This window comes from Clostridium saudiense (assembly GCF_000577815.1).
In the GTDB taxonomy this organism is placed as follows: Bacteria; Bacillota; Clostridia; order Clostridiales; family Clostridiaceae; genus Clostridium; species Clostridium saudiense.
This window is the reverse complement of sequence record NZ_CBYM010000030.1, coordinates 1-20172: the sequence shown is the minus strand read 5'-3', so window position 1 is coordinate 20172 and position 20172 is coordinate 1. Positions and strand designations below refer to the sequence as shown.

General features: G+C 27.8%; 22 protein-coding genes and 1 riboswitch. All 22 genes read left to right on the top strand.

Annotated elements, in window-relative coordinates:
* Positions 1–8 precede the first annotated feature (8 nt).
* Positions 9–623, top strand: coding sequence for an imidazole glycerol phosphate synthase subunit HisH (gene hisH, locus TY07_RS12975; protein WP_042400678.1), 615 nt, complete (start codon positions 9–11; stop codon positions 621–623).
* A complete protein-coding gene (gene hisA, locus TY07_RS12970) occupies positions 620–1342 on the top strand; it encodes a 1-(5-phosphoribosyl)-5-[(5-phosphoribosylamino)methylideneamino]imidazole-4-carboxamide isomerase (protein WP_042400673.1) in 723 nt (240 codons plus the stop codon). The genes hisH and hisA overlap by 4 nt, the downstream gene beginning before the upstream one ends.
* Before the next feature lie 19 nt (positions 1343–1361).
* The gene (gene hisF / locus TY07_RS12965; protein WP_042400670.1) at positions 1362–2123 is read left to right on the top strand and encodes an imidazole glycerol phosphate synthase subunit HisF; all 762 of its coding nucleotides are present in this window, start codon (positions 1362–1364) and stop codon (positions 2121–2123) included.
* 48 nt (positions 2124–2171) lie between these two features.
* The gene (gene hisI / locus TY07_RS12960; protein ID WP_042400668.1) at positions 2172–2492 is read left to right on the top strand and encodes a phosphoribosyl-AMP cyclohydrolase; all 321 of its coding nucleotides are present in this window, start codon (positions 2172–2174) and stop codon (positions 2490–2492) included.
* A gap of 2 nt (positions 2493–2494) precedes the next feature.
* On the top strand, positions 2495–2815 hold the full coding sequence (hisE, locus tag TY07_RS12955; RefSeq protein ID WP_042400665.1) for a phosphoribosyl-ATP diphosphatase: 321 nt from the start codon (positions 2495–2497) through the stop codon (positions 2813–2815).
* A gap of 274 nt (positions 2816–3089) precedes the next feature.
* The gene (locus tag TY07_RS17400; RefSeq protein ID WP_156327438.1) at positions 3090–4025 is read left to right on the top strand and encodes an IS1/IS1595 family N-terminal zinc-binding domain-containing protein; all 936 of its coding nucleotides are present in this window, start codon (positions 3090–3092) and stop codon (positions 4023–4025) included.
* Positions 4026–4571: 546 nt separating this feature from the next.
* Complete coding sequence (locus TY07_RS12945; RefSeq protein ID WP_042400664.1) at positions 4572–5222, top strand: HAD family hydrolase; 651 nt, start codon at positions 4572–4574, stop codon at positions 5220–5222.
* A gap of 199 nt (positions 5223–5421) precedes the next feature.
* Positions 5422–5853, top strand: coding sequence for an RrF2 family transcriptional regulator (locus tag TY07_RS12940; protein WP_042400659.1), 432 nt, complete (start codon positions 5422–5424; stop codon positions 5851–5853).
* A 70-nt stretch (positions 5854–5923) separates the two neighbouring features.
* Positions 5924–7300 carry a cation:dicarboxylate symporter family transporter gene (locus TY07_RS12935; protein ID WP_042400656.1) on the top strand — a complete coding sequence of 459 codons (1377 nt, stop codon included), beginning with the start codon at positions 5924–5926 and terminating at the stop codon, positions 7298–7300.
* Positions 7301–7492: 192 nt separating this feature from the next.
* Positions 7493–9706, top strand: a complete 2214-nt coding sequence (locus TY07_RS12930; RefSeq protein WP_042400654.1) for a stage V sporulation protein D — start codon at positions 7493–7495, stop codon at positions 9704–9706.
* 24 nt (positions 9707–9730) lie between these two features.
* A complete protein-coding gene (gene ftsW, locus TY07_RS12925) occupies positions 9731–10930 on the top strand; it encodes a putative lipid II flippase FtsW (protein WP_042400651.1) in 1200 nt (399 codons plus the stop codon).
* Positions 10931–11025: 95 nt separating this feature from the next.
* A complete protein-coding gene (locus TY07_RS12920; protein ID WP_042400648.1) occupies positions 11026–11541 on the top strand; it encodes a hypothetical protein in 516 nt (171 codons plus the stop codon).
* 64 nt (positions 11542–11605) lie between these two features.
* Positions 11606–12481, top strand: a complete 876-nt coding sequence (locus TY07_RS12915; RefSeq protein ID WP_042400645.1) for a hypothetical protein — start codon at positions 11606–11608, stop codon at positions 12479–12481.
* 61 nt (positions 12482–12542) lie between these two features.
* Positions 12543–12851, top strand: a complete 309-nt coding sequence (locus tag TY07_RS12910; protein WP_042400642.1) for a hypothetical protein — start codon at positions 12543–12545, stop codon at positions 12849–12851.
* A gap of 359 nt (positions 12852–13210) precedes the next feature.
* On the top strand, positions 13211–13498 hold the full coding sequence (locus tag TY07_RS12905) for a DUF503 domain-containing protein (protein ID WP_042400637.1): 288 nt from the start codon (positions 13211–13213) through the stop codon (positions 13496–13498).
* A 102-nt stretch (positions 13499–13600) separates the two neighbouring features.
* A riboswitch (SAM riboswitch) is annotated at positions 13601–13808 on the top strand.
* A 99-nt stretch (positions 13809–13907) separates the two neighbouring features.
* Complete coding sequence (locus tag TY07_RS12900; RefSeq protein WP_042400634.1) at positions 13908–14870, top strand: methionine ABC transporter ATP-binding protein; 963 nt, start codon at positions 13908–13910, stop codon at positions 14868–14870.
* Positions 14871–14883: 13 nt separating this feature from the next.
* Complete coding sequence (locus tag TY07_RS12895; RefSeq protein ID WP_042400736.1) at positions 14884–15519, top strand: methionine ABC transporter permease; 636 nt, start codon at positions 14884–14886, stop codon at positions 15517–15519.
* 36 nt (positions 15520–15555) lie between these two features.
* Positions 15556–16392 (top strand): MetQ/NlpA family ABC transporter substrate-binding protein, encoded by an 837-nt coding sequence (locus TY07_RS12890; protein ID WP_042400630.1) that lies wholly within the window; start codon positions 15556–15558, stop codon positions 16390–16392.
* A 277-nt stretch (positions 16393–16669) separates the two neighbouring features.
* On the top strand, positions 16670–17629 hold the full coding sequence (locus TY07_RS12885; RefSeq protein ID WP_042400627.1) for a YkvA family protein: 960 nt from the start codon (positions 16670–16672) through the stop codon (positions 17627–17629).
* Between the two features lie 86 nt (positions 17630–17715).
* Positions 17716–18339: a ribonuclease H1 domain-containing protein gene (locus TY07_RS12880; protein WP_042400625.1), complete on the top strand. Its 624-nt coding sequence runs from the start codon at positions 17716–17718 to the stop codon at positions 18337–18339.
* Between the two features lie 117 nt (positions 18340–18456).
* A complete protein-coding gene (locus TY07_RS18110) occupies positions 18457–18639 on the top strand; it encodes a YtxH domain-containing protein (protein ID WP_154820551.1) in 183 nt (60 codons plus the stop codon).
* Between the two features lie 172 nt (positions 18640–18811).
* On the top strand, positions 18812–20113 hold the full coding sequence (locus TY07_RS12875) for a helix-turn-helix domain-containing protein (RefSeq protein ID WP_042400621.1): 1302 nt from the start codon (positions 18812–18814) through the stop codon (positions 20111–20113).
* The last annotated feature ends 59 nt before the right edge of the window (positions 20114–20172 follow it).

Here is a 20172-nt window from a genome sequence, read left to right as displayed (position 1 = left end):
GAGGATATATGATTACAATTATTGATTATGGAATGGGCAACTTAAAAAGTGTATATAATGCTTTAGTTAAGATTGGTTTTAATTGTCGTATTTCCGGGGAAATAAAAGATATAGAAAAATCGGATAAATTAATATTACCTGGGGTTGGAGCTTTTAAAGATGCAATGGATAATTTAGAGAAAATGAACTTAATTCCTATAATAAATAAAAAGGTTAATGAGGGATGTCCATTACTAGGCATTTGTTTAGGAATGCAAATGCTTTTTGAAGAAGGATATGAAGGGCAGCCTAGAAAAGGTCTTGGTTTTATAGAAGGAGAGGTTAAGCTAATAGAACCAAATGAAGAAGTAAAAATACCTCATATAGGCTGGAATAGATTAGAAATAAACAAAAAAAGTAAAATATTTAACGGACTTAACGAGGAGAGTTTTGTTTATTATGTTCATAGCTTCATGTCAACAAATATGTCAGAGGATAATTTAATTGCATATTCAGAGTATGGTGGAATTAACATACCAGGAATGGTGAATAAGAGAAATATATATGGGGCACAATTTCATCCAGAAAAAAGTGGGGAAGTTGGATTAAGAATACTTAAGAATTTTGGGGAGTTGATTGTATGATTATAATTCCAGCTATAGATATTATAGATGGTAAACCTGTGAGACTTTATCAAGGTGACTATGATAAGAAGGAAATAGTAGGTAAAGATATATTAGAAATAGCTAAGAGTTTTGAAGAAACAGGAGCAGAATATATTCATTTAGTAGATTTAGATGGAGCAAAAGTTGGAAAATTAGTCAATAAGGAAATAATTATTAAAGTTGCTAAAGAGATAAATGTGCCTGTTGAAGTTGGTGGGGGAATTAGAACTTATGAAGATATTAAGTATTTAATAGATAATGGAGTAAGTAGGGTTATTTTAGGTACAGTTGCAATGGAAGATTCTGAATTTGTTAAAACTGTTGTAAATGAATTTGGAGAAAAAATTGCAGTTGGAGTAGATTGTAAGAATGAATATTTATGTGGAAGAGGTTGGCTTCAAGAGAGTAGGATTCATTATATTAGTTTTTCTAAAAAGATGGAAGACTTAGGAGTTAAAAATATTATTTTAACTGATATTAGTAAGGATGGAACTTTAAAGGGTACCAATATAGATATGCTTAAAAAGTTAAGTGAAAATGTAAAAATCAATTTAACAGCTTCAGGAGGAGTGGCTGGAAGTGATGATATTAAAGAACTTAAAAAATTAAATATATATGGTGTAATTGTTGGGAAAGCAATTTATTCAGGATACATAAATTTAAAAGAAGCTATTGATTTATGTAAAATAAATTCCTAAAAAGATTGAAGGTGAAAGTATGCATACAAAAAGAATAATTCCTTGTCTAGATGTAAGGGCAGGAAAAGTTGTTAAGGGTATAAACTTTGTAGGAATAAAGGAAGTTGGAGATCCTGTTGAGCTTGGGGAATATTACTATAAGCAAGGTGCTGATGAACTTGTTTTTTTAGATATTACTGCCACGCATGAAGGTAGAGGGATAATGGAAAAAGTAGTTGAAAGAGTATCAGAAAAGATTTTTATTCCTTTTACTGTAGGTGGAGGATTAAGAAATATTGATGATATAAAGAGAATACTAAGAGCTGGAGCCGACAAAGTGAGTTTAAACTCAGCTGCTGTAAGAAATAAGGAATTATTAAAAGAAGGTGCTTATTATTTTGGAAATCAATGTATTGTTTTAGCTGTGGATGCAAAAAAAAGAGATGATAATAGTGGTTGGAATGTTTTTGTGAATGGTGGAAGAATTGATACAGGGATAGACGCACTTAAATGGATAGAAGAAGCAACTAAATTAGGAATAGGTGAAATACTATTAACTTCAATGGATACAGATGGAACTAAGAAAGGCTTTGATTTAGAGCTTACTAGAAAGGTAAGTGAACTTACTAATGTTCCAGTAATTGCTTCTGGTGGATGTGGAGCATTAAAAGATTTTGAAGAGGTATTTAAAGATGGGATGGCAGATGCTGCATTGGCTGCTTCATTATTCCATTATGGTGAATTAAGTATTAGAGAAGTAAAAGATTATTTAAAACAAAGAAACGTTAATGTGAGAATGTAGTTATGTGATTTATTAATATGAAGAGAAGTAATTAATGGGAGGTGTGAAATGGAGAAAATAGCTTTAGATTTTGAAAAAGGAAATGGATTAATACCTACTGTTATTCAAGATTATGAAAGTAATGAAGTATTAATGGTTGCTTATATGTCTGAAGAAAGTTTAAAACTTACTTTAGAAAGTAAAAAAACATGGTTTTATAGTAGAAGTAGAAATGAACTATGGAATAAAGGGGTAACCTCGGGGCATTTTCAAGAAGTTAAAGAAATTTGGACAGACTGTGACAATGATACTTTATTAATTAAGGTAATTCAAAATGGAGCAGCTTGTCATACAGGTAAAAAGAGTTGTTTCTTTAGGAGGGTGTGTTAAATATGGTATTAGAAGATATATTTGAAATTATTAAAGATAGAAAAGAAAATGGAGAAGATGGGTCATATACTAAATATTTATTTGATAAGGGTACAGATAAGATATTGAAAAAAGTTGGAGAAGAATGCACTGAAGTAATAATTGCTGCTAAAGGTGAAGATAAAAATGAGATAGTAAATGAAATTTGTGATTTAGCATACCATGTACTTGTACTTATGGCAGATAAGGAAATAACCTTAGAAGAATTAAATGAACAATTAAAAATTAGAAGAAATAAGATTAATAATTTTAAAGGTGAAAGAAAAAGTATTGATAATGTTTAATCAATTTTAATTATTAAGGCGAGTGAATATATTTTCTAATTCAATAAAAAGATTTAATATATAAATTAATGCAAGATAGTTCAAATTAAAATTAATATATTAATGTAATAAGGAGCTAATGTTTTTATGTAAATATAAAAGCATTAGCTTTTAAAATATTTTAATGTAAAAAATATAGAATACATTAAATAAGAAATTAATGAATTTTATTAATTAATGTTTAAAATTATATATATAAGTTAATAATCACAATTGGTGATGTATTGTGATTAATATGTATAGGACATTGGTCAATAGCATAAAAGATGATGAAAATTTTAAAAAATGCAATAATAATTTTAATATAACTAAAGAAGATAAAGAAAAAGGTAAAATTGAATGCCCTAAGTGTCATAGTGAAAAAGTGATTAAATTTGGATTTTATAATGGAATTCAAAGATATAAATGCAAGAATGAAGATTGTTGTAAAACATTTATTGATGAGAAAAGTAATCCTTTTAGATATTCTAAAAAGTTTAAAGAAAATTGGGAACAATATTTTGAACTTTTTATTAAAGGGTTATCATTAAGAGAATGTGCTGCTAAAATGGGAATTACGTTAGTAACGGCATTTTTTTGGAGACATAGATTTTTAGCAGATTTATGTGAAAAAAGTTATATCAAAAAAATAGGATCTTATGTTGAATTAACTAAATTGGTTTTATATGAAAATTTTAAAGGTGATAGAGGATATCATGGGGAAGAAAGAGATAAGATTATAGTTGTTAATGCATTAAATGATTATATGGATATAAGTTCAATAATTGCTGGTAGAAAGTTTTTAGGATTTTACGAAATTAGAGATAATATTATACCTAGAATAGATGCTAAAGCTTATGTAGTTGGATTCCAAGATAGTAGATTAAAGATGTTTGCTAATGCTTTAAATGAAATTAGGAATGTAAAGTTAAGAGAAGATATTAATGAGTTAAAAATAGATTTGGCATATTCAAATAAAGTGAAGAAATGGCTTATTAAATTTAATGGAGTTGCAAGTAAGTATCTGGATCATTATTTAAGTTGGAGAGCTTTTGAATATAAAAATAATACAGAATATGAAAGAAAGAATATATTTTCAATGAAAAAAGTATATTCTCAAATTAATGTAAAAGCTAAAATTAGCACATATATATCATGGGGAAATATAAAGAAAAGGACTATAGAAATATGAGTTATTAGATAAAATAAAAAAAGATAGATTTCTACTTATTATAATAATTTATTTAAGAATGTGATGTGAAATTTATAGCTTTTTATTGGGACACTATTTTCTATTTAGAGAATAGTTTATTTTTCATGTTTAAAATTGAAAAATATTTAGTGTTTGTAATACTTTTACATATAGAATTAAATTAAGATAGTATTTAGTGAAGGAGTGTATAATGTTAGATACTTAAGCGTATAGAGTAATGTTATATCAAAATGTTGTTAACAACATTTTGATATAACATTACTCTATATAGAAAAGAATATTAGTACTAAGAAGTTGTAGATTTAAGTTGTTGTTCAATGGCTAAATAACTAGAAATATTAATAAAAGATAATGAAATATTAAAATTAGGTATTCTGTAAAAAAAATATAATGTTATATGAGTATTGAATAAAAAAGTATTTACTAATAAGGCATAAGAAAAACTATGATATAATGAGATTAATACTGTTTGATATAAAAAATCAAAAGTTAATATAAAATTCAAGGGCAATAAGGAGAAATAAAATGATTAAAGCTGTAATTTTTGATTTAGATGGAACGTTGTTAGATACATTAGAGGATTTAGCTAATGCATGTAATTATGCATTAAGAAGTTGTGGATATAAGGAACATGCAGTAAAAGATTATGTGAGATTTGTTGGAAGTGGAAGATATGTTTTAATTCAACGTATATTGCCAGAAGCTGATAGAGAAAATAAAGATATAATCAATAAGGTTTTAGCCTTTTTTGATGAGTATTATGGAGAGCATATGTTAGATACTACAAAACCATATGATGGCATTAGTGGTATGATTGATGAATTAAAGAAAAATAACATAAGGCTTGCTGTTGTATCAAATAAGCCAGATGAGTTTGCAGGCGAAGTAGTTAAAAAGTATTTTGATGATAAATTTGAAATTACTTATGGACAGAGACCTAATCATGCGGTTAAACCAGATCCAAGAACTGTATATGAAGTTATTGACTATTTAAAAGTTAGTAAAGAAGAATGCGTATATGTTGGGGATTCTGATGTTGATATGCTTACTGCAAAAAATGCTAATGTTAAATCAATAGGTGTGGCATGGGGCTTTAGAGGAGAAGATGAATTAATAAATGCTGGTGCAAATCATATTATTCAAAATCCTAATGAGTTATTAGAATTAATAAAATAGATGATCAATAAGAAAATAAACTAGATTAATTAAAATCAATATAGGGTAGTTAGTAATAATAAACTAACTACTCTATATTTTTTACTTTTATTGCTAATAATATAAATATATTGACATTTTATAAAAAAAGAGATAGCATTAACATATTACCGATAGGAATAGTGGGTAATATCTAAAATGCTATAAAGAAGGTGAGTTTATGAAGATTTCAACTAAATCAAGATATGGAATAATTGCATTGATTGACTTGGTAATTAATTCAGAATATGGTTCTGTAACTTTGAAAGCTATATCAGAACGTCAAAATATATCAGAGAGATATTTAGAGCAAATATTTTCATTACTTAGAAAGTCAGGATTAATAATTGGGAAAAAAGGGGCTCAAGGTGGATATACTTTAACTAAACACCCAAATGAAATTACGATAGGAGAAATTTTAAAAGTCTTAGAGGGTGATTTACTTTTAATAGATGTAAAGGAGTATGAAGCAAATGAAATGGAGGGATTTGTAAATAGAGAAATTTGGAGTGAAATAAATAAAAAAATAAATGATTATTTTGAATCAATAACATTAGAGGAAATTGTTAATAAATATAAAAAAGAGAAAGTAGAAATTGTATATTATATATAATTTAAACTAGTATAATATATGATTTTGATGTAATATATAAATGGTATTTATAGACATATAGGAGGGCAAAATGAATAATACTTTTTTATCAGATTTTATAATGATAACAAATTTTAAAACCATAGCATTTATTGCTGTACTAGTAGCTATATTATTTGGTGTAAACCTTATGGCTAAAAAGAAAGTTAAATTTTCAACTAGAATGATAGTTTCTACTATCGCAGGATTAATTTTAGGAGTAATAATACAATTAGTAGCAGGACTGCCAAGTGATCCAAGCGAAGTTCAATGGATTAATGAAGTAAACAAGTGGTATGGACTTATTGGTTATGGATTTATGGATTTATTAAAGATGCTTGTAGTTCCTTTAATATTTGTATCTATTATCAGAGTTATTATAAATATGAAGGCTGGTGAGAATCTAGGAAAATTAACAACAAGATCAATTTTTACATTACTAGGTACTACTGCAATTGCAGCCATAGTAGGTATTATAGTAGGAAATTTATTTAAACTTGGGGTTTCTTCAAATGTAGTTCAAAGTACAAGTGAAATAAGAGAAATAACTCCAGTTGTTGATACATTAAGAGGATTACTTCCATCTAATCCTGTTGCGGCAATGGCTGAAGGTAATGTAGTTGCTGTTGTAATATTTGCAGCATTTATTGGTAACTCAATGAAGATATTAAATAAAAAGTACAGTGATGTTATTAAGCCTGTAACTGATTTAGTTAATGCTTCATATAAGATTATTACTAGTCTTGCTATGACTGTTATTAAATTTATGCCATATGCTGTAGTTGCATTGCTTGCGAATACAATAGCAGGAAGAGGACTAGCAGCAATAAAAGAAGTTGTTTGGTTTATAGTTGCACTTTACTTAAGTATTATTATAGTATTTATAATTCATTTAATAATTATAGCTATGTTAGGTTTAAATCCTATTACTTATGTAAAAAAGGCAATGGAACCTTTGATTTTAGCTTTTACTTCACGTTCTAGTCTTGGTACTTTACCAGTTACTATTGAAACACTAACTGATAAAATTGGTGTTGATAATGGAATTTCTTCATTTGTTGGAAGTTTAGGTTCTAATATGGGGATGAATGGATGTGCAGCTATTTATCCTGCATTAATGGCAGTTACATTAGCTAATATGTCAGGAACTAAAATGGATATTAGCTTCTATGGAATGCTTATAGTTATAATTGTAATTGGATCTTTAGGTATTGCTGGACTACCAGGAAGTGCAACAATGGCTGTTTCAGTAGCAATTTCAGGAATGGGAATGGGAGCATATTTCCCATTAGCAGGAGGAATAATAGCAATTGACCCTATATTAGATATGGGACGTACTATGCTAAATGTTAATGGAACAATGGTTACAGCAGTTGCTGTTGGGAAAAGTTTTAATAAAATTGACAAAGAAAAATATAATAGCAAATAAAATGTATATTTTGGAAGAAAGACCTCTGTAAAAGTGTTTACAGAGGTTTTTATTATGAATTTTATATAAAATTTTCGCGGAAAAAATAGAATATTAATATTAGTATCTTTTGATATAAAGCAAAATGTAGTAGAATAATAGTTATGTAACATAAATGGAATATATGTTAAATCTATGATGGGAGATAGAGGAATGGTAAACAAAAAGAAAAAGAAGAAAAAAGATAAAAAATCATTAGGCTATAAGCAGAGATTGAATTTAGTTTATTCTATTGTATTTTGCTTGTTAGGTTTTTTAGTTATTAGATTAGGATGGTTAATGTTAGTAAGTGGTAGAGCGTTAGAAGCTAAGGCAAATTCAGAGTGGCAAAGAGAAATCAGCGTGACTGCAACTAGAGGTGATATTTTAGATAGAAATGAATCAGTATTAGTATCTTCTGCTAATGTTTATAGACTTGATTTTGATTTGGATGCCATTAGAACTCATATAAAAAATAAAGATGTAACTAAAGAGGAAATTGCAACTCAAATAGCCTCTGTGGTAACAGAAGTAAGTTATGATGAAATTTTGGAAGCATTAAATAAAAAAAATAGTGATGGCAGTGATGCAACATACGCAAGACTTGCAAGAGGAATAACAAAGGATGTTGCAGATAGTGCAGATGATTTAGGTATATATGGATTAATTGTGTCAAGAGATGTTAAAAGATATTATCCAAATGGAAATTTCTTATCAACAGCTTTAGGTGGAATTAATTCTGAAGGGGTTGGATTAACGGGAATAGAATTACAATATGATGAATATTTAGCTGGTATTTCAGGAATGAAAATCGGAGGCTATGATAGTTGGGGAAATAGATTACCATTTGAAACATATAAATTTACACCTCCTGTAGATGGAAATGATATTATATTAACTATAGATGAAAACTTACAATATGTTGCTGAAAAAATAGCACAAAAAGGTTTAGAAGAGCATAATGCAAAGGGAGTTCATGTTTTAATAATGGATCCTAATAATGGAGAAATTCTTGCGATGGTAAATAAACCTGACTATGATCCTAATACGCCTTATGAAGGATATGAATCTTTTGAGGGTGAGACTGAAAATGATCAAATTCAAAATATGTGGAGAAATTGGCTGGTAAGTGATACTTTTGAACCAGGATCTACTTTTAAGACAGTTACAATGGTAGCAGCATTAGAAGAAGGTTTAGTAAGTGATGATGATATATTTGTTTGTAATGGATCAGTTAAGTTTGGAAATACAACTGTTCATTGTTGGAAGCGTGAAGGTCATGGAACTCAAACTTTAGCTGAAGTATTAAAAAACTCATGTAATGTTGGTATGATGGAAATTGGACAAAGACTTGGAATAGAAAAATTAAATAAATATATTTATAAATTAGGATTTGGAAAAACAACAGGAATAGATTTGCCAGGGGAAGCATCTGGTATAGTTAAATCAAGTGATACTGTATCAGCTATTGATTTAGCAACAATTTCGTTTGGACAAACTAATACAGTGACATCATTACAACTTATGACGGCATTTAATGCAATTGCAAATGGTGGTGATTTAATACAACCTCATATAGTTAAAGAAATTTCACATGAAGATGAAAGTGGAAATAGAATTATAGATGAGGAAATAAAGGCAGCTATAAAGACAGATGTATTATCAGATGAAAGTACAGCTTTATTAAGAAGTTATTTGGAAAGAACTGTAACTAAAGATGGTCCAGATGGATCTTTTGTTCAAGGATATAATGTTGGTGGAAAAACTGGTACAGCTCAAAAGGTTGACCCTGAAACGGGAACTTATTCAAAGGATAAGTATATTTCATCAATGATAGCATTGGCTCCAGTAGAAAATCCACAAATAACGGTATTTATTGCAGTAGATGAACCAAGTAATGGAGCTTATTATGGTGGTGAAGTTGCAGCACCATTAATGAAAGAATTATTTGAAGAAGTATTTAAGTATATGGATTCGCCACTTGCTAAAGAAAGATTTTCAATTTATAAGAATGTAATTATTCCTGATGTAAGAGGAAAATCTATAGAAGAAGCAAAAGAAATATTAAAAGCAAATAATTTAGAAGCTGAAGTAAAAGGAAATGGAAAGACTATAGTTTCTATGGATACTTATCCAGGAGCTACAGTTAAAGAAGGAACTACTATTACAATAACAGCAAAAGATAGTGGTCAAGTTGAAAAACAAGTAATAATGCCAGATTTAAAAGGAAATACAGAAGAATTCGCAACTTCTATCTTAAATAATTTAGGGTTGGTTTATGAATTTGAGGGAGAAGGAAATGTTTATTCACAAAGTGTTACAGCAGGTAATAAAGTAGTTAAAGGAACAAAAGTTACTATAACGCTTAAGAAAGAATTTGAATATTAATAAGTATATTCTGAGGAAGGTAATATGAAAAGTAATGGAAAAAATATAAAAAAGGGAAATGTGAAGAAAAAAAGACGTGTAAAACGTAAGCGAAGATATAAAGCTGTGAATTTATATATACTTTGCTCTGTTATGGCTTTAGTTGCTATTGGAATAATTATGGTTTTTTCAGCAAGTTATTATGATGCCTTATATAAACATAAAGATGTTTTTTATTTCTTAGGTAAAGAATTGACATGGGCTCCTATTGGGATTGTTGCAATGATAGTAATGATGTTGGTTGATTATCATGTGTGGAAAAAGTTCACTGTACTCGGATATGGGATAACGATTGTGGCATTAGTTGCAGTATTATTGTTTGGAGAAAATATTAATGGTGCAACACGTTGGCTTAATATAGCAGGTATATCTTTCCAACCATCGGAGCTTGCAAAATATATAATTGTATTTTTCTTAGCAATGATGATTGAAAAGTATGGACAGGTAAAAAAGAATTGGATAGTTCCATTAATATACTTAGGAGCCGCAGGTGTATTTTCTATATTAGTTTTTATGGAGAATAATTTAAGTATTGCAGCTATAATAATGTTTGTAGCATTTATTATGGTTTTTGTATCAGGAATGAATGGAAAAGAAACAATTGCATTAATGGGAGCTGGTGGAGTTTTAGGTGCCATGGGAATTTTTAGTTCTGATTATAGAAGAGAAAGATTTATGAGTTTTACAAACCCATGGAAATATGCTAATGATGAAGGGTATCAATTAGTTCATTCACTTTATGCAATAGGATCAGGTGGATTGTTTGGAGTTGGACTTGGCAATTCTAAACAAAAGGCATTATATATGCCAGAACCACATAATGACTTTATATTTGCAATAATAGCAGAAGAGTTGGGGTTAGTTGGATGTATTATAATTATGGCAATTTTTGCTGTATTGATTATTGCAGGTATTGATGTTGCTATGAAGGCTAAAGACAAGTATGGAAAGCTATTGGCAGCAGGTATTATTTCAGTAATAGCAGTACAGGTAATAATTAATATAGCAGTTGTTACAGGAAGTATGCCAGTTACAGGGGTGCCTTTACCTTTTATAAGTTATGGTGGTACATCACTTGTATTTAACTTAGCTGCAGTAGGAGTATTACTTAATATATCAAGACAAACAAAAAGTCATAAAGATGAAATTCAAGAAAAAATAATTAAGAGTAAAATGAATGTTTAATAATTTAGAGGCTGCAAGTGTAGCCTCTTTTATTTAAAAAAATATGGTTAATATAGTAGAAGATATATTTTGATGGTTTTAATGGGGGGAAAATAATGGGTAGCAAATCAGGTGATTTAATTAGAAATACTATAATAATAGTTTTAAGTAGTATTATTTATGGAATAATTATTACTGGTTGTAGTGATAATACAAGTTTTAAAAGTACAGAATTAAACAATGTTTTTATTGATAATTTAAATATAGGAAGTTCTATACAAAATATTAATTTGAAAAAATATACAGAAAGTAATAGATATTCTGGTGACTATATGTGTAAATTTGAAGAACTTATAATTGATTCAGAAGATAATAAAGTTAAGTATTTATTTGGAAGATTTGATGAGAAGAGGATAGTTATATCTATAAATAATAAAAGAAATTTAAGCTATATATATGAAGTGTCAGAGATACTTGGATATAATTATAAAGAAAAGTGGAAAGATAGGGAACAGCAGTTAAAAGAATATATTTATTATGATAATATAAATGGTATAAAAGCTGAATTTATATATTCAGATTTTGATAGTAGTTTAGCTTGGGTTACTTTATCTAAGGTTAAAAATTATTAAATGTACATAATGGAAAATATTGTGTTGAAGATGATTAAGTTAGTTAGAGTAACGGGGGATGAGTATGTCAGGATATAGAAATTTGAGAGAGGTAAGATTAGTACCAATAGTTTTAATATTTTTAAATTTATTTGCTGTAGTAATTTTTTATTTAAAAAAAGCTGGGTTAAATTATAATTGGTTAAACGTAATTAATGAAACTGACTTCATTAATATAGGAACATTTTTATTATTATTTGTAGGATTTTTAATTTTGACTAATATTAAGGTAGAAGCTACTGAAGAAGTATCTGATTTTATAAATAAAAAATTAAGTTATATGAATTATTTAAATATTATCTATTTGATAATCGTTCTTATCGCTGTTAGGGATAAAATAGTAATGATGGCAGCATTTAATATAGAGGTATATTTATTAGCTATATATTTAACAACAAGAAATATGTATGCTGAAAGGCTTAGATATGTAAAGGGAGAATGTGAACATGTATTAAAAAAACAAGAAAGTAGCGTATGGTGGAGATGGAAAATATGGATTAATCCTTATGAAAAAGTAAAGTTTTCAGAAAGATTATCAGCAATTAAACTTTTTGATATCATTAGTATAATTATAGTTGCTTCTATATTTTCAAATAGATCTGTTGATGGAATAATATTTTTACTTCTTATAATTAGACCTATAGCTTTTATATTGGAATTAATAATTCCTGTACAAACATCTATTTGTGGTATATGTACAGATATAGTTGAAAAATCTGAAAGCAAAAGCTCTAGAATTTATTATGCAATTTATATAACTGATTACGAAAAGAAAAGAGAGTATATTCTTTATGTTAGAGATTATCCATATATTAGTAGTGGACAAAAAATAACGGTAGTGCATGGAGCCATATCTAAAAGAGCAATTTATGTAAAAGAGATGAATTTAGACATAAGATAAAAATTGCTTACTTAATGGGGAATTAAAATATAATTAAATAAAATAATGGAGTGAAGAGAGTATGAACATTTTTAGCTTATTAAATAATGATACATCAGAATTAAGTGAAGAGGAAAGAGAACTTGTAGAAAGTTTTAATGAAGCAATAAGAGAAAAACTGATAGAGGCATTAGCTGAATGTGAAATAAATGAATTAATAAATGAGTTAAATTATGATGAAAATGCTTTTAGAGAAAAACTAACAGATATTTTTATTAATGGAAAAAAGGGATATATTAAAATGCCTACTAAGACTTTGATAGATATATTTCTAGATAAAAAAGATGAAGGTGAATTTATAAATTTAATTGAAAGCTTAGGTGGTATATAAAATTGAATTGTTGGATTTTTATGTAAAATCATACTTCAAATTAAATGATACAAGTATGGATAAGTTAGAATTAGAAATTGGATGAATAATGAAGGATAACGTTAAAGGAAATTCAATAGAATTAATTAAAAAATAAATTAGTATTATAAGATAAAATAATAGTAAAATTTTATTAAAAGGCAATGGATAATAGGAGAATTCATTGCCTTTTTGGTATACTATAATAATATATGGTTGATAAGTGGTTAATATATTATTGTGTATACTTTAATTCTTAGCTTAAAGTTAAATATTTATTTTATAATTTTAGTTTTGTAATTAGTAGTTGTGTAATTAAGTTTAAATTGGAGGATTGGAATATGAAGATATTATTAATGAAGTTAGAATTAAGAGCTGAATGGGTTCATTCATTAAAAGAAAAAAGAATGGTAGTTTTAAGTTTGACTAAGAGGTTATCTAATAAATTTAATGTTTCTGTATCAGAAGTACAATATCAAGATATTCATCAACAAATAGGAATCGGTATTTGTGCAGTAGCAACTTCAAAGGATGTGTTGAGCGCATTACAAGAAAAAATACTTGATTTCGTGGAGGACAATACTGATGCTGAATTAATTAAAATAGAAGGTGATATTACAGAGTTCTAATTTATTCCATGAATCTATGAAAAAATTTCTAAAGGAATTATTGACAAAATAGACAAACTAATGTATATTAATATCAACAAAGCAAAACAATTAAATATTTGAATCTTATCCAGAGTGGTGGAGGGACTGGCCCTGTGAAACCCGGCAACCTGTTAATAGTTAAAACTTAACAGTTAATAGTTGAAATAAAAACAAAAATGTTTTTATTTTTTAGAAATTTAGTAAAATTTCATAAATAACTATTAATTATAAACTAAAAACTATTGACGTTGGTGCTAATTCCTGCAGTTTTATAACTGAGTGATGAGAGAGTAAATTAGTAGTGATTTTTATACGCGCTTGAGTTTATTCTCTAGCGCATTTTTTATTATCTAAAATTAGATGTTTAGTAATATGGAGGTGGACAACTATGATTAAAATGCAAAATGTGAAGAAAAGTTTTGGAAAAACAGAGGTATTAAAAGATATTTCTTTAAATATAAATCAAGGTGAAATTTATGGGCTTATAGGACATAGTGGAGCAGGAAAATCAACTCTTTTAAGATGTATAAATGCCTTAGAGGATTATAACGAAGGTTCAATTAAAGTTATGGACAAAGAGGTAAAACTTTTAAGTGAAAAGGGTAAAAGAGAATTAAGAAAAGAGTTAGGAATGATATTCCAAGGCTTTAATCTTTTAAGTAGAAAAAATGTGTTTCAAAATGTGGCATTACCATTAGAAGTATGGGGATATGATAAAGAATTTATAAATAAAAGAGTAAATGAACTTCTTGAGATAGTAGGACTTTCTGAAAAGGCTAAAAGCAAGCCGGCGGAATTAAGTGGTGGACAAAAGCAAAGGGTTGCAATAGCAAGAGCTTTAGCGTTAGAGCCAAAAATTCTTTTATGCGATGAAGCTACTTCAGCATTAGATCCAAAAACAACAAAGGATATACTTTCATTATTAGAAGATATAAATAAAAAATTAGGAATTACTATAGTAGTAGTTACACACCAAATGGAAGTTGTTAAGCAAATATGCCAAAAAGTTGCGTTACTTCAAGGAGGAGTACTTGTTGCAGAGGGAAAAGCTGAAGAAGTATTCCTAAGGCCAGAAGTATCATTGAAGAAATTTTTAGGAGAGTTAGATGATGATACTTTACCAAGAGAAGGAGTTAATATTAAATTGTTCTTCCCAAGTGATTCATCAGAAAATGCACTTATAACAAAAATGGCAAGAGAACTTAATATTGATTTTTCTATTGTAGGAGGAAAGCTAGAGAAATTTAGAGATAAAGTTTTAGGAACTTTAACTATAAACATAAATGAAAAGGATAGGGAAGAAGTAATGAAATATCTATCAGCTAAAGATATTATATTGGAGGTGTTATAAAATGGATAGTAAAATGATAAATATTATAATTGAAGCACTTGGACAAACTATTTATATGGTATTTTTCTCAACATTATTTGCAAGTGTTTTAGGCTTTATACTAGGGATAATAGTAACTGTTACATCTCCAACTGGATTAAGACCCAATATTTTTATATACAAGTCTTTAGATGTAATAATAAATGTACTTAGAAGTTTTCCATTTATAATCTTAATAGTTTTTATTATTCCATTAACAAGAGCTATTGTTGGTACACCAATTGGTGAAACGGCAGCAATAGTACCGTTAACAATAGCGGCAGCGCCATTTGTTGCAAGAATAATAGAATCAGCGCTTAAAGAAGTTGATCCAGGAGTAATTGAGGCAGCTAAATCATTTGGAGCTTCAAATCTTCAAATAATTTTTAAGGTAATGCTTAAAGAAGCAGTGCCAGCAATAATTTCAGGTTTAACATTAACTATAATTAATATAATAGGATATTCTGCAATGGCAGGTAGTGTTGGAGCAGGAGGATTAGGAAAGGTAGCAATAAGTTATGGATATCAAAGATATCAAACAGATGTAATGATTGTTACAGTTATTATTTTAATAATAATGGTTCAAGGACTTCAAAGTTTAGGAAACTATTTATATAAAAAATTAAGTTAATTAGTATATTTATAATAAATTTAGGGGGAATTCAAAATGAAAAAAAGAAGTATTTTAACAGCAATAATAGCAGGAATAGTATCAATTGGATTAATTGGGTGTGGAAATAGCGAAGGATCATCTAATGATAGTTCTTCAAATGGGGATGATAAAGTAATTAAGGTAGGGGTTTCACCAGTTCCACATGAAGAAATTATGGAAGTTGCAAAACCACTTTTAGAAGCAAAAGGATATACAGTAGAAATAGTTGAATTTACTGATTATGTATTACCAAATACAGCATTGGAATCAGGAGAAATAGATGCAAACTATTTCCAACATATAGCTTACTTAAATTCATTTAATGCAGATAATGGAACTCATTTAACTTATACAGCGGAAATTCATTTAGAACCAATGGGTGCTTTCTCAAAGAAATATAAGACAGTAGATGAAGTTGAGGAAGGAGCAGTGGTAGCAGTACCAGATGATCCATCAAATGAAGCAAGAGCATTAAGAGTTTTAGCTGCAGCAGGATTAATTGAGGTTAATGATGGTGAATTAATTACTACAGCAGATATTACTTCAAATCCTAAAAATTTAGAGTTTAAAGAGTTAGAAGCAGCAACTTTACCAAGAGTATTAGAAGATGTTGATATAGCTGTAATTAATGGTAACTATGCTTTAGAAGCTGGTCTTGATGTTAATAATGATGCATTTTATGCCGAAGATAAGAATGTTGAAAGCTTAAAAGAAAGAAGAAATGTTTTAGCAGTTAAAGAAGGTAATGAAAATAGTCAAAAGATAAAAGATTTAACAGAAGCTTTAACTTCTGATGAAGTTAGAGAATTCATAGAAGAAAAATATAAGGGGGCAGTTGTTCCAGTATTTTAATCATATAAAAGCAATAAATAAAAAAATATAATAATTACTTGGGGAATTAGTTATTATAAGGGGCTTAAATAGAGAAGAGGGATTTACAATTAATTTTGTAAGTCCCTTTTATAGTTTTTTATAAATGTTTAAATGGTATTTCAAATAGCAAGAATATGAAGACATGCTTTAAAAATACCAACAAATAAAGTATACTGTATATTATGTATAAATATAGAAAAATATTATGTAGATAATAGCACAAGTTTAAAAGGTTTAGTTAGAAGGGAGACAAGCTATGAATGTTTCAAGTATAAATGTAGGATTAACAGGAGAAGATTTAATAAGTATATATAATGATTTTGTAGCGATTAAAGAAATTAAAATTAGTAATATTGATGTAAAAGAGGACATAAGAATTTCAGGATCTTTTACGAAAGGATTAACAATAAACTTTGAAGTGAAAGTTAAGCTGAATTCTATGGAAAATGGATTGATTAATGGGGAGTTAACTGGATTTAAAATATTAAATATAGGAATACCTTCATTTATAAGAAAGACAATATTAAAATTTGCATTAAAATCGCTAAGTGATGTAGGAATTAATTATGATAAAGGAAAGGTTATTATTCAATATAAATATTTATTGAAAGATATACCATATGTAGATTTTGATATATATAGTATTTATTGTGCTTATGGAGTTTTTAATGTTGAACTTAGAAATGCTAAATTCTCTTTAGGAGGAGAATTAAAGAAAGAAATCGAATTGTTAAACTTTGAAAAGGAAAAAGTACCAGAGTTTAATGAAGAAGATATAAGTAAAACAGAAGATTCGTATACTAAAGGAAGAGAGAAGATAAAAGATAAGTTGCCAAATAATGCAAAGAAATATAGTGACTATATCTTTGTATTACCAGATATTGCAGCGTTAATATATAGATTACTTAAAGATAAAAGAGTAAGCATGAAAACAAAGTTAGTTATATCAGCAGCTGTAGCATACATTGCAGTGCCATGTGACATTATTCCAGATAAGGTGCCTTTTATAGGGAAAATAGATGATATTGCAATAGGCGTTTTTGCATTAAATGTTATAATGACAGATGTTCCATTAAATGTAGTATTAGAAAATTGGCAAGGTAAAAATGATATATTAATAGTGTTGAAAAACGTTATTGATTATGCAACTAATTTTACAGGAGCAAAAAATATTGATAGTATTTATAGGGTTATGGAAGAGGTTTTATCAGTATAAATAAAATATTTAATTTTTAAATTAAAATATAAAAATTGATAATTATAGAAAATATAATATGAATAAATAAGAAAGGATGATTGAACTTGAAGTATTATGCTGTTTACAGAGGTAAGTCAGGAGCACCTAAAATTTTTACTTCATGGGATGAATGTAAAAAAGAAGTAATAGGCTTTAAGGGAGCAATATATAAAAGTTTTCCAACGGAACAAGAAGCGGTGAATTTTATTTCTATAAATTCTAATGGGAAGTTAGGATTTAAAGATGATGCTGAAGCTACAGAAGATGAAAAGGGGCTATTTATTTATGTTGATGGTAGTTTTGCTGTTGATAAGGGAAATTTCTCTTATGGGTTAGTTGCTGTACAGGATGGCAAAATTATTTATGAAGATAAAGGTGAGGGTTTCGACAAAGAAGCAATTGCTTTAAGAAATGTATCAGGAGAAGTTCTTGGAGCAAAAATGGCTGTTGAATTCGCACTTAAAAATAATTTTAAAGAAGTAACAATAGCATATGATTATCAAGGTGTTGAATCCTGGGCTTTAGGAACTTGGAAAAGAAATAATAGAATAACTTCAGAATACAATGAATATATGCAAAATAAGATGAAAGAAATAAATGTGAAATTTAAAAAAATAAAGGGTCATAGTGGACATAAATATAATGATTTAGCAGATAAATTAGCTAAAGAAGCTTTAGGGATAATATAATTTCTACATTGTTAAGGAATATGTACTTATTTGACGAAATTAAGGACTATAATACTTTAAAAAATGATTATTTTATAATAAAAATACACATACTACTTTTAGAAATTAAAAAGAGAGGTGTTTTTTTTGGGAAAAATAATTAAAAGTTTAGCAATAGGAACTGTTTTTGGAGTAGCAATGGGAATGATGATTTTACCAGAGCTAGATAGAAAGACTCAAAGAAACATAAAAAAGACAAGTAGAAAAATTATGGGTGCTGCAGGAGATGCATACGATAATATTTTAGATTATATTTACTAATAAAAAAAAGGTTAAAACTGTTATAGAATTCTATAACAGTTTTTTTGAGTTATTTTAAATATAATTGAAATTAAAAGTCAAAAAATATATTTTTTTGGATTTCTTTATGTTATAATATAATTATTAATGAATGTGTAATTAATATAAATGTAGATAAAGGAAGAAAAAAGCTATGGAGATACTTACTTTAGGTGAAAAGATAAAAAGGCGAAGAAAAGAATTAGAAATGACACTTAAGGACTTAGCAGGAGACAGAATTACACCAGGACAAATTAGTTTAGTTGAGTCAGGAAGATCAAATCCTTCAATGGATTTATTAGAGTATTTAGCAAATGCGTTACAGACATCAGTAGAATATTTGATGGAGTCAGAAGAAACTCAGGCAGAGAAGATATGTGTATATTATGAACAAATGGCAGAGACATATATTTTAAATCAGGACTATATAAGTGCTGAAAAATACATAGAAAATGCATTGTATTATGCTGAAAAGTACGATTTAGAGTATAGGAAAGCAAAAAATTTATTTTTAAGAGCGAACATATGTAAAGCAAAGAATGAATTGGTATTAGCACAACAATTATATTTATCAGCAAATGTAATATTTATTAAGAGAAATAATTTTGAACAGGTAATAAATACTTTTTTAAATTTGGGGAAGATAACTTTAAGTTTAAAAGCATATCATTCGGCAACAAGTTATTTAAAACAAGCTGAAAAGGTATATTTAGATAATAATATTGGAAATGATTCTTTATTAGGTGAAATTTATTATGAAATGGCTGAAAGTTATTTTAAAATAGATGACATAAAAAAGGCGATAGATTATACGTTTTTAGCTAAGCAAAAATTTGAACAAGTTCAACATCGCGAAGAATATGGAAAAGCATTATTATTATTATCTCAAGAATATAATAAAAAAGGTGACTTAGTAAATGCAATAAAATACTCTAAGAAGACATTAGAAGTATATAGAGAATTAGAAGAAGAAAAAAATATTTCAGCAATTGAAAATAATCTAGGAAAGTTATTTTTTGAATTTGATAATATAGAAGAAGCATTTAGACATTATAATGTTGCAAAAGAAATACGTATGAGAAATAACGATACTAATGTAATAGAAACATTGATAAATATTTGTGAAGGATATATAAAAATCAAAGAAATTGATAAATGTGAAGAAGTATTAGAAGAAATAAAAACGTTAATAGATGGAACTGATGTTGAACAGATAATAGAACAAAATTTATTATGGTATAGAGTATATACTATTAAAGAAATGGCAGATGAAGCAGAACTTGTATTATTAGAAACATTTAATTTAGCTAAAGTAAATGGCTTAGAGAAAAGGGCAGCGGAGTTAGCTATACTTTTAGGCAGATACTACATAGGGATTAAGAAAGACTATGAAGCAGCTAAATACCTAGATGAAGGTGTTAAAATATTTAGAAATTTAGGCATACTAAATAACTAAACTGGGGGTAGCTATGGAGATATTATCAACAGGAGAAAAAATAAAAAGAGCAAGAGTTT